Source organism: Micromonospora sp. NPDC047557, from assembly GCF_043205095.1.
In the GTDB taxonomy this organism is placed as follows: domain Bacteria; phylum Actinomycetota; class Actinomycetes; order Mycobacteriales; family Micromonosporaceae; genus Micromonospora.
In genome coordinates this window covers 144,317-159,765 of sequence record NZ_JBIDDK010000016.1, presented here as the reverse complement: position 1 = coordinate 159,765, position 15,449 = coordinate 144,317, and the positions used below count along the sequence as shown (strand labels likewise).

13 protein-coding genes, 1 tRNA gene and 2 pseudogenes are annotated in these 15,449 nt (G+C 69.7%); 9 read left to right on the top strand and 7 right to left on the bottom strand.

Going from position 1 to position 15,449, the window contains the following annotated elements:
• Positions 1-275 (top strand): annotated as a pseudogene (locus tag ACGGAQ_RS28495) (IS5/IS1182 family transposase); the annotation flags it as partial.
• A gap of 85 nt (positions 276-360) precedes the next feature.
• Here ACGGAQ_RS28495 and ACGGAQ_RS28490 read toward each other — a convergent pair.
• Both ACGGAQ_RS28490 and ACGGAQ_RS28485 read right to left on the bottom strand, forming a co-directional pair.
• A complete protein-coding gene (locus ACGGAQ_RS28490; RefSeq protein ID WP_393054434.1) occupies positions 361-1,323 on the bottom strand; it encodes an IS110 family transposase in 963 nt (320 codons plus the stop codon).
• Positions 1,324-1,587: 264 nt separating this feature from the next.
• Entirely contained in the window at positions 1,588-2,274 is a 687-nt protein-coding gene (locus tag ACGGAQ_RS28485; RefSeq protein WP_393054460.1) for a YitT family protein, read from the bottom strand.
• 172 nt (positions 2,275-2,446) lie between these two features.
• On the opposite strand from ACGGAQ_RS28485, the gene ACGGAQ_RS28480 reads away from it, so the two are divergent.
• Positions 2,447-3,934: a PLP-dependent aminotransferase family protein gene (locus tag ACGGAQ_RS28480; RefSeq protein WP_393054432.1), complete on the top strand. Its 1,488-nt coding sequence runs from the start codon at positions 2,447-2,449 to the stop codon at positions 3,932-3,934.
• Here the strand turns inward: ACGGAQ_RS28480 and ACGGAQ_RS28475 are convergent.
• Positions 3,882-4,172 (bottom strand): hypothetical protein, encoded by a 291-nt coding sequence (locus ACGGAQ_RS28475; protein WP_393054430.1) that lies wholly within the window; start codon positions 4,170-4,172, stop codon positions 3,882-3,884. The genes ACGGAQ_RS28480 and ACGGAQ_RS28475 overlap by 53 nt on opposite strands.
• A 73-nt stretch (positions 4,173-4,245) precedes the next feature.
• Positions 4,246-4,437: pseudogene (locus ACGGAQ_RS28470) on the bottom strand (IS256 family transposase); the annotation flags it as partial.
• 268 nt (positions 4,438-4,705) lie between these two features.
• Between ACGGAQ_RS28470 and ACGGAQ_RS28465 the strand changes: the two are divergent.
• The 4 genes from ACGGAQ_RS28465 to ACGGAQ_RS28450 all read left to right on the top strand — a co-directional run bounded on the left by ACGGAQ_RS28465 (position 4,706) and on the right by ACGGAQ_RS28450 (position 6,929).
• Positions 4,706-4,873 carry an AAA family ATPase gene (locus ACGGAQ_RS28465; protein ID WP_393054428.1) on the top strand — a complete coding sequence of 56 codons (168 nt, stop codon included), beginning with the start codon at positions 4,706-4,708 and terminating at the stop codon, positions 4,871-4,873.
• A 285-nt stretch (positions 4,874-5,158) separates the two neighbouring features.
• Positions 5,159-5,329, top strand: a complete 171-nt coding sequence (locus ACGGAQ_RS28460; RefSeq protein ID WP_393054426.1) for a hypothetical protein — start codon at positions 5,159-5,161, stop codon at positions 5,327-5,329.
• An 11-nt stretch (positions 5,330-5,340) separates the two neighbouring features.
• A complete protein-coding gene (locus ACGGAQ_RS28455; protein ID WP_393054424.1) occupies positions 5,341-5,868 on the top strand; it encodes a hypothetical protein in 528 nt (175 codons plus the stop codon).
• Between the two features lie 20 nt (positions 5,869-5,888).
• The gene (locus ACGGAQ_RS28450) at positions 5,889-6,929 is read left to right on the top strand and encodes a UvrD-helicase domain-containing protein (protein ID WP_393054422.1); all 1,041 of its coding nucleotides are present in this window, start codon (positions 5,889-5,891) and stop codon (positions 6,927-6,929) included.
• A 204-nt stretch (positions 6,930-7,133) separates the two neighbouring features.
• Here ACGGAQ_RS28450 and ACGGAQ_RS28445 read toward each other — a convergent pair whose 3' ends face one another.
• The 3 genes from ACGGAQ_RS28445 to ACGGAQ_RS28435 form a co-directional block, all read right to left on the bottom strand.
• A complete protein-coding gene (locus tag ACGGAQ_RS28445) occupies positions 7,134-8,150 on the bottom strand; it encodes a tyrosine-type recombinase/integrase (RefSeq protein WP_393054420.1) in 1,017 nt (338 codons plus the stop codon).
• Positions 8,143-8,649 (bottom strand): AbrB/MazE/SpoVT family DNA-binding domain-containing protein, encoded by a 507-nt coding sequence (locus tag ACGGAQ_RS28440; RefSeq protein WP_393054418.1) that lies wholly within the window; start codon positions 8,647-8,649, stop codon positions 8,143-8,145. Before ACGGAQ_RS28440 ends, ACGGAQ_RS28445 begins: the two co-directional genes overlap by 8 nt.
• Before the next feature lie 89 nt (positions 8,650-8,738).
• Positions 8,739-8,822, bottom strand: a tRNA-Leu gene (locus ACGGAQ_RS28435).
• A gap of 231 nt (positions 8,823-9,053) precedes the next feature.
• Between ACGGAQ_RS28435 and ACGGAQ_RS28430 the strand changes: the two genes are divergently transcribed.
• From ACGGAQ_RS28430 to ACGGAQ_RS28420, 3 genes are all read left to right on the top strand, one after another.
• Positions 9,054-11,582, top strand: coding sequence for a tetratricopeptide repeat protein (locus tag ACGGAQ_RS28430; RefSeq protein ID WP_393054416.1), 2,529 nt, complete (start codon positions 9,054-9,056; stop codon positions 11,580-11,582).
• A 208-nt stretch (positions 11,583-11,790) separates the two neighbouring features.
• Positions 11,791-14,418, top strand: coding sequence for a fibronectin type III domain-containing protein (locus tag ACGGAQ_RS28425; RefSeq protein ID WP_393054414.1), 2,628 nt, complete (start codon positions 11,791-11,793; stop codon positions 14,416-14,418).
• A 27-nt stretch (positions 14,419-14,445) separates the two neighbouring features.
• A complete protein-coding gene (locus tag ACGGAQ_RS28420) occupies positions 14,446-15,441 on the top strand; it encodes a MoxR family ATPase (RefSeq protein WP_354858549.1) in 996 nt (331 codons plus the stop codon).
• Positions 15,442-15,449 lie beyond the last annotated feature (8 nt).

The following is a 15,449-nucleotide window of genomic DNA, read 5'->3' as shown; positions in this document are numbered from 1 at the left end:
CGCAGCGCATCTACGCCGACCGCGGCTACGACTTCGACAAGTACCGCCGTGAGTTAAGAGCCAAGGGCATCACCCCGGTCATCGCCCGACGCGGCGTCGGTCACGGATCTGGACTCGACACCCGACGCTGGGTCGTGGAACAGACCATCGCTCTGCTGCACTGGTTCCGCCGCCTGCGCATCCGCTGGGAGATCCGCGACGACATCCACGAAGCCTTCCTCACCCTCGCCTGCGCCATCATCTGCTGGCGCCGACTCCAAAGCTCAAAGAGTTAGGAGTTATTAGTACTGGCGCGGGTCTGCTCCACGCGCTGCCACGTCCGGCCGGCACCGCCTGGCTGCTCATGGGTGCTGCGTTGGGTCAGTCGTCGAGGACCGCCAGGGACCAGCACCATCCGGCCAACTCGCGAGCGACGGCGACGTTGGCGATCACGGTCTTCTTCTTCCGGGCGATGAAGTTCTCCCACCGCTGATGCAGCCGGTGATTGCCGGCGTTCCCGCGCGCGGTGGCCGCGGGTGAGGCGAGTTTCCACCGGGCCCGCTCTTCGGTCGGGACCAGGCCGAGGTAAGCGCCGATCGTGGCCCCGGTGAACCGATGCCAGTCGCCGACCTCCACCGCCAGCCCGAACGCGGTCAACGTGGACACCCCACGCAGGCAACCCAGCCGCCGCACGATGGCGCCATATTCACCGTTGGCGGCCATCTCGATGATGGCCTTATCGAGGCGGTCACGGCGATCCAAGGTGAGCAGCATGGCCTCCAGGTCGGTATCGAACGCGAGCTGGATGCCACGCTGGTCGAACCGCTGACCCCGAAGCCACGTCTCGTGGACCCCGTTCCACGGATGACCGCCGGAGTAGACGATGCCGTGGCGTAGCAACAGCTTGGACACCCGGTGCCGGCAACGCATCAGATCACCCCGGGCATCCTCACGGGCCCGCACGAGGTCCCGGGCCGCCTCCTGTTCGACGCTGGGAACCCGGACCTGCACGATCTCGTCCATCCGCAGCAACCGGGCCAGCAGCAACGCATCCCGTGCATCGGTCTTGATCCGATCGCCCGCCGGCCGCTGCAGCTTCGACGGCGCCGCGACCACGCACCGTACCCCGGCCGCGACCAGCTGCCGGGCCAGGTCGAACCCGGTCGGGCCGGCCTCGTACGCCACCGCCACCGGCGCCGGCAACTCCCGCAGCCAGACCAGGACCGCCTCCGCCGACGGGACAAGCCTCCGCCGCATCATCTGCCCAGTCACCGTGTCCAGACCGCAGGCCACGATCGACCGCGCGTGCACGTCCAGACCAACACTCGTACGCTCAGTGAACACCGGGGCCTCCCGCAAATGTCGGCACTACCGACAAGGCCCACTCCTCGTCGGCAATCCACGTCAGGTTGCGAGTGAGGCCCCGGCCCGGTCAACCGGACTGCTCATACCGTCTAGAGTTTCTGAAGGATTTGTTGGACAGCGGTGTGCTCTACGCGAAGTGGTCTCAAACGAGCGCGACGGGCCGACCGCTCGCGTGACCGGCGCATGTCGTTGCCCGCAGGCCGTGAATGCCTGATCTGGAGTGTGTGCTTTCCTCTCGCGGCGTTACTCAGCCGCAGTCGCCTTCTCCGGGGCAGCCGGTCGCCGCAACGCCTGGTCCGCACTCCGGTAGGTAAACAAGGGCAGAAGGGCCTGAGTGATTGGGCCGACCGCAAGCGCGTACAGCACCGTACCGATGCCCACGGTCCCACCCAGCAGCCAACCCGCGGCGAGTACGGTGATCTCCATCATCGTGCGGACAAGCCGGATGGACTTTCCGGTCTTGGTGGCTGCACCGGTCATTAAGCCGTCCCGGGGGCCAGGTCCGAGGCGCGCGCCGACGTAGATGGCGACTGACAACCCGTTGAGAAGAACGCCACCGACGAGCAGTCCTATCCGGACCAGGAGGTCCGGGTGTCGGGGGATGAGTGAGAGGCCGAGGTCCGACGAGAACGCAAGGATGATGATGTTGGCGACGGTGCCGAGCTTCGGCGCCTGCTTGAGGGGGATCCAGAGCAAGAGTACGAAAACGCCGAGGACGGCGCTGATGGTGCCGAAACTCAGGGGGGTGTGTTTCTGCAGACCCTCGTACAGAACGCTCCACGGGTTGACGCCGAGCGAGGCTCGGACCATGGCTGACAGGCTGAATCCGTACAGCGCGAGTCCGATGAACAGTTGTGGAACGCGTCTCAGTGGTTGCTCAGCGACGGGGACATAAGTGAGCGGAGGCAGGGATGTGCGCCTCCTGTGCATCACAACGGTCGGGTCGTGTCCCTCTGAACGCCGCTGAAGGGCGCGCTCGTAATCAGCCCTGATCTGCCACTCCATGCCCAGCCGCCTCCAACGTGCTGATGGGTTCCAAAAGCCGTCGGCAAGTCTGTACCGTGATTGGCTCAGATAACACGACCAATCTCGGGAGATTGGCATGAAAGTTGCAGACGTGCGTCATCGGGTGGACAGCGCGGCCCGCGCAGACACGACACTGGGCAGTCGGCAGCTAGCGGCGATGCTGCCAAACCTGGCGGGGGCCAGGCCTGCCTACCGTTACTTGGCCCGGGAGATCAGCGCGCTGATCCTGGACGGGCGGATCGCGCTGCACGTCAGACTCCCAGCCGAGCGGGACCTGGCGGCCACCCTGAACACCAGCAGGTCCACCATCACCGCAATGTATGACCTTCTGCGCGAAAACGGCTATGCGTACAGTCGTCAGGGCTCCGGTACGTGGACGGCGCTACCACGTGGCCGTACTCCCACCGGCATCACTCGGCTCCTTGCGCAGGCAGACACTGCGATCGACCTGGCAAGGGCCGCCCCCGGGCTGCCGGAGCACACCCTCATCGATGCGCTTGCCGAGGTTGCCCCTCAACTGGCCGAGCACGCGGGCACGCCGGGCTACCACCCCTACGGCCTGCCGGAACTGCGTGCAGCCATTGCCGAGCGTTTCACCCGGCGAGGCCTCGCCACTACGCCGGAGCAGATTCTGGTGACCTCGGGGGCTCAGCACGCGCTCACGCTGACCTTAGGACTCTTGTGCTCACCCGGCGACCGAGCCATGGTCGAAAATCCGTCCTACCCGAACGCTCTGGAGGCCATGCGCCGAGCCCGGCTCCACACCGTGTCGGTCCCGGTCACGGATACCGGCTGGGATATCGAGATCGTCGAATCGACCATACGTCAGGCGGCGCCCCAACTGGCCTATTTGATCCCTGACTTTCACAATCCGACCGGCTGCCTCATGCCCGATAACGAGCGGGCCCGGATCCTGCGCGCCGCGCACCGCTCCGGCACCTGGCTGATCATCGACGAGACACTGGCCGACCTCGCCCTCGACCTCCCCGTCCCCCCGCCGTTCGCTTCACACGCCACAGCCGGCGGGAATGGACAAGTCATCACCATCGGCTCCATGAGCAAGACCCATTGGGCAGGCCTGCGCATCGGCTGGCTGCGCGCGCCCTCGCGGTTGGTGACCGAACTTGCCGGCCAGCGGGTAGCCACCGACATGGGCGGCTCGGTTCTGGACCAACTCCTGGCCCTTAATCTGCTGGCGCGAACAGGGCAGCTGTTGCCATCCCGCATCGAACAGATGCGCAAGCAGCGTGCCGCTCTGAGCGAGGCTTTGGCCGAACACATCCCACAGTGGACTTGGCACCTCCCGCCCGGTGGTCTTTCTCTGTGGGTCGACCTGGGTGCGCCCATCGCCGTGTCACTGGCCGAGCAGGCGCTGGACTACGGGGTACGAATTGAGGGGGGTACCTACTTTGCTGCCCACCCAGGCATGTTCGAACAGCGCCTGCGTATCCCCTACACGACCCCTGCCGACACGCTACGCGAGGCTGTGCGGCGCATGGCGGCCACCCTCTTCAATGGCCTGCCACACTCGTCCGCCGTCCGACGACCACACTGGGTCGCGTGACAGCACCCGGCGCAGGGTCGGCCTGCCCCTCGTGGACGACCTTGGCTTCGGACAGTGGCTTGCCGCGCCGCCACCGCTTGGCCAGGCGTGGATAGCCGGAGGAGGTCAGCGAGCCGCGCCCGCAGTCGGTGGGGACGAAGATGCGATCCGCGTCGATCCAGCAGACGCTGCTCTTCGCCTCGGGCATCGTGAAGCCGTCCTCGGCGAAGGCGTGGCGGACCAGGTCGAACTCACGCACCCCGGCCGCGTCGCCGCCGCCCCGGGGCGGCCGCCCCCCTGCCCACCATGATCAACCAGGGTCACATGGAGACTTCGGCGTGGTAGCCGTTGCGCACCACCAGGCGTCGGCCGTTATCGTCGCGCTGGTCGGCGAGCTGCGCGAGGTAGGTGTTGACCTCCGCCTCCAGCGCGGCGGCGAGCATCCGCCGCGCGCCCTCCCGGACGATCTCGTCGATCAACGCGCCGTTCGGCGTCGTCCCGCCGGCGTCCACTACGGTAAGCATGGGCGTGCCCTCCCAGCCGACGTTGGCGCGTCGGCATACTCGGTGACCTTGGCTTGATCACTCGGGAGGGTACGCCCTCACCGAGCCGATCCACAGGTTCCAAGCATTGCTCCTGCTGGCGCAGCTGTAGTAGCCGTGGCCGCGTGGCCTCGGCGCATAGAGGTGATGGGCAACGACCCTTCGGTCCGCGTGCGTCCGCGACGGGGTGGTGCTGCAAACCGGGAGACTGAGTGATCCAACGTATCGCTGTTTCGATGGAGACAACCGCATGCACCTGAGCAAGATCACTGTCCATGGGTTTCGCGCCAGTGCCGAGGACCTCATCGAGTGCGAGATAACCGGCCGGTTCAGTGTGCTGATCGGCGCGAACAACGCTGGAAAGTCTACCGTCTGCGACGCGTTGTATCTCACCCACCGGCTGCGTTTCTCGTCGTAGGCTCCGCCGTCGTCGGCCACCCTGGGCGACGGCCCGCCCAGCATCACCGTCGACTACTCCTACGGCCCGGACCCGGACGACGAGGGCCCTCTCGGCCGTGAGCTGCAGGAAGCTGCGGGAACCAGAAGCACCGCTGTCGCCGCGTCATGGACGACGGAACTGCCACGCAGCCTCGGCAGCGTCGCGGCTCGCACGGACTTCCACGACTTCCGCGACCGAGTCCGGCTGATCTATCTGCCGGCCACTCGCAACCCGGTCGACGACCTGGCCCGCCGCGAAGCCCGAGTGCTCGTCGAGTTGTTACGTGCCCAGCAGCAGCGGCTTACTGGCCGCCGCGACCTGACCAACCTACGGGCGAAAGCCGCCAGGCTACTCGACGCGCTGGCCAGCACCGACCTGATCCAGGCCGTCGAACAGCGCATCGGCGAGCATTTGCGGCGTTCGTCAGCGCGCTGACCATCACCGTGATGGGCTGGAAGGTCGGCGAGTTTCCCGCGAACCTGCTCGCCACCCCCAGCTACGAACTCGCTGCCCGGGTAGTGGTCCTCGTCGACAGCGACAAACCCGTCGCGCTCACCCCGACGAAACCCGCCTGGACCAACAAGTACCACCCGGACACGTTCCGGTACATCATCAGCCACCCCACCCTGGAACCGTCCCTGGTCACCGGCAACGAAGCCCTCTTTACCACCGCACTCGAACGCACCGGCCTGACCGCACCCGATCCGGTCGATGTCGCGACCATCACGGCGCTGTTCGCCGGCGCCAAGACCGACGGAACCCCGGCCGGCCCCGGCAAGCCGAAGAAGGCGCAGTTCTCCCTGCACCTGGCCGAACTGCTCCAGGACCACATCTATGCCGACGCGGCCTCCGTACATGTACCCGACCACCTCAGAGAGCTGTTCGACTTCCTGTACGACCCGGAAGCCGAGATTGCCCACCCGGGCTTCGACGCACTCAGCTTCGGTGTGCCCACCACGCCAGCCGCCCCCTGATCAGAACAGGACACCGAGACATGCCAGCCCAGACCGTGAAGCCTGCCGGACTGACGGGCGAGCAATTGCGTGCCGCCGCCGCGGTCGAGCCCGGCGTGTTCATCGAGGCTGCCCCCGGATCTGGCAAGACCACCGTCGCCGCCGAACGGTTCGGGTACCTGCGCTACCGCGATCCTGGCGAGCCGCGAGCCACGGTCGCGCTCAGCTTCACCCGCGCCGCAACCGCGGAACTGCGTCGCCCTATCGTCAGAACCTGGGGAGTCGACCCGCTGCGCGGCCCGCACCGGGTCGTCACGATCGACACGTTCCTGCAGAAACTCCTCACGTTCCTACTACGTGCAGGCCACCTGCGCTGGCCGGGCGGGCACACGGACCTGACAGTCAGGGACGCCTGGGACAACACCTACGCCCACAACTTCGCCCGCTACCAACCGGTCCTGGCCCTGTCCGGCCGCGACATCGTGGTCTCCTCCGTCTTCAGCCCGAGACCGCGGAGCCACATCGACAACGAGCCGTTCACCAAAGAGATCAGTGGCGGCGTCTGCACCCACGACGACGTTCGCACCGTCTTGACCGCGTTCGCCAGCGACCAACTGCGCCCCATCCTGGGTGAACGTCTGCGGGCCGTCGTCGCCCACCTCATCGTCGACGAAGTCTTTCGCAATGGAGACCGGCTGCTTACGACCGGTGCTGCGAACACCGGCGACCTGGCCACCACCCAGGAGGTGTGGTCGCAATGGAGACCGCCCGAGTACGGCCGGTGCTGCCAGACTGACGGCTCGCGTGAGGCCAAGGACCTCGCAATGTCGCAATGGAGCGGCCGAGTACGGCCGGTGCTGCCGGCGCGCCGACGTACGAGCGGGGCACGTGGGCATTGTCGCAATGGAGACCGGCCGAGTCCGGCCGGTGTTGCCTGTCGAGCGCGTGCGCCGGCGACCAGGTTTACATCGAGTCGCAACGGAGACCGGCCGAGTCCGGCCGGTGCTGCCCTTGATGAGCTGCGCAAATGCCAGCACGGCAAGAGGCGGGTAGATCGATCGCTGTTTGATATCGCCGCGTGAGCCCGTTTCGCCGCCGCGGAACCCCACGCTCCTCCACCGCCCACCGAAGGTTCCCAGATCTGGTGGCAAATTCACTGTGTCGAGTTTTCAACGAACGGGACCGGCTCCACCAGCCCACCTCGTGGTCTGGCATCTGCTGTATCGGTTCAAGCCTGAGCGCGGGTACGCCTGGCACAGTCGGCCGGGCGTACCCGCCTGCTCGCTTCAGGCTAGAGGATGAGGCTCGCCGGTGAGAGCCGCCAAGGCGACGGCAACCTCGTGGAGGCTCGCGCGAACGTACGTGGTGGTGGTGCCGGCGTCACTGCCGCCGCCGGAATGGCCCGCGTACTCGCGGGCCACTGCGTAGCCAAAGTTCCGCTCAACCCACGTCAGGGTCGTGTGTCGCAGCCAGTGCGTACTGATCTGCTGGACATACACCCACGGAAGATGCTCGCCGATCCGCACCCACAGGTGGTCGTAGCGGCGGTACGTGATGGGCTGCCCGTTGCGATACCGCAGCAACTGACCTGCCCCCGTCGCATGCCGCTCCTCGGCATGCGACTGCAAGTGCCTCATGAGGGTTGGCGACACCGGCTGCCACCGCACCGTGTCGCCCTTCTCCCGCAGGAGGATTAGGCACTGTTCCGGGTCCAGGTCGACCGGCCGAAGTGCCAACGCGCCACCCCGGCGACATGCCGTCTCGGTGTGTAGGCGGAGCAGGAGGCTGTCCAATGCCGGATCATCCCCTGTACTCGCGGCGACTGCATTAATCTCTGCCAACCGTGTGTCGGCCACTGCTCGCCTCGTACTGGGCAGGCGCCGTGGCTTGGCTACCTTGAGAGCGGGGTTATCCGCCGCAGCGATGTGTCCGTCAGCGACCGCCCGCCGGTAAAGGCACCGTAGCGCGGCGATCAGGTGCTCTGCCGCGCTGCGGCCACCTCGTGCGTTTCGTCGAGCGACCACGTGCGTCTTGACGTGCTCCGCCAGCTGCTCGATCTCCGACGGGGTGGGTTCATTGAGTCGCCTCTGCCCCCACTGTTCCAAGATCCGCTTGCAATACGATCCGTAGGCGCGCCGGGTTCCATCGCTGACCGCCGCCGACACGATTGGTACGCAATCTGCGAACGTCGGGGCCTGCGGACGTTTTGTCGCCGCCTCAATGAGGTCAGCGGGCGAGATGCCCATCCTCGCGAGCAACAACCGAGCGGCATCCAGTTCGGCCTGGCTCGCCGTGTCACTCATGCTGTTCACCGCCGAGAGCAGCAGCGTGTATCTGAGCGACCACCGCGTCCAAGGCTGCGGGTGGATGCACGACAAGCACGCCACCATCGGGGTCTGCCGCCAGCAACAATCGGTCGCCCGGCTTGAGGCCGCACCATTTTCGAACGGCTGCCGGCAGATGTAGATGACCTTGACCCGTCAGGGTGAAGACGCCCTGCGGGTCCAGACGGACGACGATGAGCCCGGCGCTCTCGTAAATATGAAGACGGGTACCGCCGCCCCATCCGAGAGCGCGGACGATCATACGATCAGCGATCCGACCACTGACATCGATAGCAGCCAGGCCGTAGACCGACGAGCCTGCCCGGGGTATGGGGAGGTCGGGTAAGGGCAATGGAGGACGCCGCAGCACGCCTGGCCGCCGACCATTCCCCTCGCCCTGCTCGGGAGGCATCAACGGCGGGATGAGCGGAGCCACGGTCACTTCAACCACGGCGATCACCACCGCCGAGCGTCGCATCCGTCGGGACTGTCGCGAAAATGCGATCCGCGTGGTCAAGCGAGCTTGACCACCAGTACGTCAAGTACAGCAGGGATGCTTCAAATCTGTGTCCGAGGGGGGACTTGAACCCCCACGCCCTATACGGGCACTAGCACCTCAAGCTAGCGCGTCTGCCATTCCGCCACCCGGACCTGCTCGTTCAGCCTACCTCGCCGCCCAGATGATCTTTCCATCCGAGGTCGGCACGGCGAGCCGCACGGGGAGTTACTGTACACGGCACTCGTGGATCATGCACATCGCCCGCTGGTCCCTGCCGGGTCGCCCTTCCGCCCCTGCTCACACCCGTCACGCGAGGTCACCGAAGTGGGATCGGGCGTGAGCCCGGGTAGCGTCGGCGGCCCGGTGACGGGCAGCATTGCCCTGTGTCCCATCCCTCTCCTCTGGCCGCCATCCAGCAACGGGCCCTCGCACTGCGCACCGAGGGCGACCTCGGCACTGCCCGGCAGCTGCTCGCGGACGCTGTCGGGTCCGCCCGTCCGCCGTACGGCGAGGACCATCCCGAGACGCTGCACACCGCGCACCTGCTGGCCCGCCTGCACCGCGAGGCGGGCGACCCACTTGCCGCCCGCCGGGTGCTGGAGGAGGCCTTCGCGGCGGGCGAGCGGCGCTGGGACCACTCCGAGCCGACGATGCTCGCGCTCGCCTTCGAACTGGCCGAGGTCGCCGAGGAGTTGGGCAACAGGCACGAGGCCCGCCGCAACTACACGCGCGTCGCCAGCGCCGGGCCCGCCGTGCTCGGTGAGCACCACCCGGCGGTACGCGCCGCCCGCGACTACCTCGGCGAGCCCAACCCTGGCCCGAACCGGCCGGACGTCGGGCCGCCGACGTCCGCCGCCGCTGCCACGACGACGGACTCTGGCGCCCGATCGGCGTTGACCGGCCCGACGCTGTCCCTGGCGACCCTGGCCGCGATGCGCCCGGCGGCAGGCGAACGTCCGGCTCCCGCCTCGCCCTGGGCCCCACCGCCTCCCCCGACCCCCGCCCATCCGGCACCGGCCGCGTCCCCCATGTCGCCGACGCCAGCGAGCCCCGCCCGTCCGATGCCGCCTGCGTCCCCCATGTCGCCGACGCCAGCCAGCCCCACCCACCCGGTGCCGCCGCGCCAGCGGGCCGAGCAGCAGCCGGCGGCGTCGCCCCGGCCACCGGTCGCGCCGCCGTCTCGGGCGGTCGGCCGGCCGACGCCGTACGTCCGGCAGCAGCCACCACCCGCACCGCCGCGTCAGCGCACGAGTGATCAGCCGATCCACCCGGTCGTCGAGACGCCGCCCTCCGCGCCGTCGGCCGCGGCTCCGGCTCACCCGCCGGCCCACCCCGCGACCGCGGCCCGGACAGCCGCCGCGCAGCCCTCCGCCACGCCGTCGGCACCCCCACCGCCGGCTCCGCGGTGGGCCGACCCGACCATTCAGGTACGGCAGATCGAGCCCCTGCTGGCCGAGGAGGCCGCCCGGATCGCAGCGACCGGGCCGAGCGGATCGACCCGTACGACGGACGGGCCGGGGCACTCCGGTGCGATCCCGACGACTCCAGGCGCGGGGGACTCCCGCCCGGTGAGCGGGCCATCCCTGCACCACGCGGTCGGCCCGACGCCCGCCGCGCCGCAGCCGGTCTCCGCACCGCCCGCGCACGTCGGCCCAGCCTCCGCACCGGCCGTGGGCCCTTCCCATCCGGTATCGGCTCCGCCCGACCACGGCCAACCCGTCTCCGGACCGCCCGACCGGTCCCACCCCGCCTCCGGTCCACCGGCGGCCCACACCCAGCCGGTGTCCGGACCGCCCGGCTACGGTCCGCCCGGCTATGGACCACCCGTCTCCGCGCCGCCCTTCCAGACGCACCCCGTGTCGGGACCACCAGCGCAGCCGTTCCCGGTGTCCGGACCACCCGCCCACCCCTATCCGGTATCCGGACCGCCCGGCTACAGCCAGCCCATCTCTGCGCCGCCGGTGAGCGCGCCGCCCTGGGGACTGACCGCCCCGCCCTGGAGCAGCAGCGCGCCCCCGCATCCGCTGCCCACGGCTGGCGGCGACCCCAAGGACCCGTCCCGGACGGACACCGCAGAGACCACGCCGGACGGCGAGGCCACCCCGAGCAGCGCGACCACACCGAGCAGCGCGGCCACCGTGGGCGGCGAGTCCACAGCGGGCGGCGAGAGCATGCCGGTCGCGAGCCCGACGATGTCGACCGTGCAGGGCGAGCCGTCGGGGTTCGCGGCCGCGTCGACGGAGGTGTTCCCAGCCGTCGGGCCGGCGCCGGCCCCGCCGCGGGACACGACGGCGGTGCCCCTGACGCCCGCGACCTACCGGCCGCCCGCCACCCTCATGCACCCGCCCGCCGCGCAGTACCCGTCCGGTCAGCAGTACCCGGGGCAGCCCTATCAGCAGAGCCACGAGGTGTACCCGGGGCAGCGGTACCAGCAGGACACCTACTCGGCCGCGTACGCCGATGAGGGTGTTTCGACGGGCCGCAGCCGGGCGACGCTGATCGGTGCGGCGGTGGCGGCCGGGGTTGCCCTGGTCGCGGTCGCCGGCCTGGGTGCGGTGGTGTTGAACCGCGACGACGCGCCGCCGCCGCCCGGGGGCGCGGTGACGGCGGCGCCGGCGGTGACCGGCCCCCCTCCCGGTGACCTGAAGCTGCGCGACGACGTCGTCACGATCACCCTGACCTGGACGGACCCGTCCGGAGGGGCGGTGCCGTTCATGGTCGCCGGCGGACGGGCCGGTCTGGCGCTCGGGGTGATGGCCACCGTGGAACCGGGGCGCACCAGCCACACCGTCAACGGGCTCAGCTCCCGGGTGGACTACTGCTTCACGGTGCTCGCGGTCTACTCCACGGACAGCTTCGCCACCTCAAGCCAGGTCTGCACCAACCGCGAACGGTCCACGCCGCCAAGCTGATCGCGAGCGGTCCACACCGCCGAGTCGACACGGTCGGGTTCGCGATCGTCGAGCTGAGCTGGGCGTCCACTGCGCACGCTCGGTATCCACAGGGGTGACGGTGCGGGTTTCCCCGTTCCCGGCCGGGCCATATGATGGCACCCGGCTCAGGGGAGGGGTCGCCGCGAGGCGTACGCCACCTGCCACGACTCAGGGAAGGCAGCCGGCTGTGGCCAGCATCGACGACGCCGAGCGGACCGACGCCCCCCGTTCCCGGTCCCGACTGCGCGGCGGGCTGGTGACGGTCGGCACGGTCACCGCGCTGCTGGCCGCCATGGGGCTGACCGTCCTGGGGCTGGGGGCGGCGGACAACGCGGTGGCCAACTACGACGCGAGTTCCTGGCTGTGGAGCGCGGTGCGCAGCGAGCTGGCCCGGGTCAACGGGGTCACCGCCCGGGTGGACACCCGCACCGAGGTTCCCGGTGCCCGCCGACACCCGATGCAGGTCGCCCAGACCGATCGGCTGCTGATCCTGCGTGATCTGCAGACCGGGCAGATCAGCTCGCTGGACCTGGCCACCCTGCAGCTCACCGCGACCACGCCGACCACCCCGGGGCTGGGTGTGAGCGTCGCCCTGCACGAGGACGCGGCGTTCGTCGTCGACGCCGTGCAGGGCATCGTGCGGCAGCTCGACCCGCGGTCGTTGAGCCCGGTCGGCGAGCCGGTGCGCTATCCCCCGGGCATCACCGGCGGCACGTTCGACGGCGAGGGCAGACTCTGGATCGCGGTGCCCAGCGAGGGCACCGTCTCGGCGATCACCGCCGCGAAGCTGCCGTCCGCGCCGGCCTCGGCCGCGCCGGCCGGTGGCGGGCTCAGCCCCGAGCGGGTCGAGACGTACGACGTGGCTGACGCCAGCCACGAGTTGGTGGTTTCCACCCTGGACGACGGGGTGGCGGTGCTCGACCGCACGGCCGCACGGCTGGTGCGGGTGCAGCGGGGTGAGGTCCGTTCGGCGCCGTTGACACTGCCCGGCCCGGCGGCGATGCCGACCCGCACCTCCGGGCCGCGGGTGCCGGTGACGGTGCCGGCCGAGCGGCGGGTGTTGGTCGTGGGTGACGTCGGTGAGGAGCGGGCGTTCACGGTGCCGGGCAGCGGCGACCAGCTGAGCCCGGCGGTGGCCTGGGCCGACCGCTTCTACTGCGCCGACGAGGCGACCGGCACCATCTACTCGTTCGACGCGGGCGGCCAGTTGGTCGACACCATCAAGGGCAGGGCGAACGGGCCACTGGAGATGGAGGTGCGGGAGAACCACCTCTTCATCAACTCGCCCGACTCGGCGACGGCCCGGGTGGTGGACGACAAGCACCAGGTGCGCGAGGTCGACAAGTACGCCAACGACGTGCTGGGCGGTGACCCGCCGCCGGCGCCCCCGCCGCCGCCCCCGCCGAAGAAGCCCCGGGTGGGCAAGCCGAGCGCGCCGCGCAGCGTCACCGCCGCCGCCGGCAACGCCCAGGCTCGGGTGAGTTGGCGGCCGGCCGCCGCGAACGGCGCCGAGATCATCAAGTACGTCGTGCAGGGCGCCGGTCAACGCCTGGAGGTGGGCGCCAACCAGCGTTCGGTGGAGGTCAAGGGGCTGACCAACGGCGAGACGTACCGTTTCGCGGTGCACGCCGTGAACGCCAAGGGTGACGGCCCCGCGCGCAGCAGCAACCCGGTCACCCCGACCGCCGCGGTGCCCGATCCACCGGCCAGCGTCACGGCGCAGGAGCGACCGGACGGCACCGTGGTGGTGAAGTGGCCGGCCGCGAACGGGCAGGGCAACAAGATCGCCAAGTACGCGGTGACGGCCACGTCGGCGGGGACGAACGCGCCGGCCGGCGAGTCGACGAAGACGGAGCTGGTGGTGCCGGCCGGTGAACTGGAGTTCGGCACCCAGTACGCGTTCACCGTCGTGGCCGTCAACGACAAGGGCGCCGGCTCGGCCGCGTCGCCGGTGAGCAACACGGTGGTGCCGTTCGCGGCGCCGGGCCGACCGCTCGACCTGCAGGCCGGGACGGTCGCCGACCAGCCCGGCGCGGTCACCGTGCAGTGGTCGCCGGCCGAGGCGAACGGCCGTGCGGTGACGAAGTACCTCGTGGATGTCGGTGGCAAGACGAGCGAGGTGACCGAGACCCGCACCACCGTCACCGGGCTGGGCAACGGCCAGAACGTCACCGTGAAGGTGAAGGCGGTCAACGAGGCCGGGCCCGGTCCGGAGGCCACCGCCACGGCCCGTACGGTCGCCGCGCCCCGGGTCACCGTCACCGGCTCGTCGGCGACGGCCACGTCGGCGACCGTCACGTTCACCGTGGACGCGGGCGGCGGCAGGGCCACCTGCTCGCTCAGCACGTCGGGTGAGCCGGCGAAGGCCGGGGCGTGCTCCAGCATCACGATGACGGGGCTGACGCCGGGCACGGCGTACACGTTCACGGTCACCGCCAGCAACGCCGCCGGCAAGGGCACCGACCAGAAGGCTGAGAGCACCGAGCCGCTGTACGGGATCGCGACGTGCCGCAACGGCGCGTCCGGCCCGGAGGCGAGCTACTGCACGCGGGAGATCCCCGGCGAACGCAACGGCAACGAAATCTTCGAGGTCACGCGGCAGGACAACGACCGCCAGGCAGGCTGGGTGGCTAACGGCACCCGACTGAAGGCGTACTGCAAGAAGTCGGGCGAAGAGGTCTACGCCTACATCTACAACAACGACAAGCGCAGCACCTGGTGGGTGCAGGTCGAGTACAGCGGGAAGAACTACATTCCCTGGGCCTGGCTCAACCTGGAGGGCGGCGACAACATCAACGTCCTGCCCACCTGCTGAACCACCAGCCGAGGAGCACCGCCGACCGTGAACACCCACGAGCCGCTCACCCAGCCGGAGGTGCAGGGCTTCGCCGCCCTGGCCGCCCGGCTGGCCGAGAACGTCAACGCGGTGGTGCTCGGCAAGCCGCAGGTGGTCCGGCTGGCGCTGACCGCGCTCTTCGCCCAGGGTCACGTGCTGCTGGAGGACGTGCCGGGGGTCGGTAAGACGACCCTGGCACGGGCCATCGCCGCGACCGTGAAGGGTCAGTGGCGGCGCATCCAGTTCACGCCCGACCTGCTCCCCTCGGACGTGTCCGGCGTGACCATCTTCAACCAGGCGAGCCGGGACTTCGAGTTCCACCCGGGGCCGGTGTTCGCCAACATCGTGATCGCCGACGAGATCAATCGGGCGTCGCCGAAGACCCAGTCGGCGCTGCTGGAGGTGATGGAGGAGCGCACGGTCACGGTGGACGGCGTCCGGCACCCGGTGCCGGCGCCGTTCCTGGTGGTCGCCACGCAGAACCCGGTCGAGATGGACGGCACCTACCGGCTGCCCGAGGCACAGCTCGACCGTTTCCTGGTGAAGCTGTCCGTCGGCTACCCGGACGAGGCGGTCGAGGTCGAGGTGCTGCGCGGCGCGACGGTCCGCTCCCCCGAGGCGCTCGCCCCGGTCACCGACACCGCGACCGTCGGGGAGATGGTCCGGATGGCCCGCCGGGTGCACATCGCCGAGCCGCTCTACGCGTACGCGGTCCGGCTGGCCGCCGCCACTCGCACCCATCCGCAGGTACGCGTCGGGGTCAGCCCTCGGGGCGTGATCGCGTTGACCCGGGCGGCATGCTCGTACGCGCTGATCGACGGTCGGGGCTGGATCATGCCGGAGGACCTGAAGGCGCTCGCCGAACCGGTGTTCGCGCATCGGCTGCTGCTGACCCCGGACGCGCAGGTGCGCGGGGTGACCGCCGCGGAGGTGCTGCGCCAGGCCATCGCCTCGGTGCCGGTGCCGCTGCCGTCGGGGCAGCCCGCCCCGGTGCAGGGCTGACCGGCAGC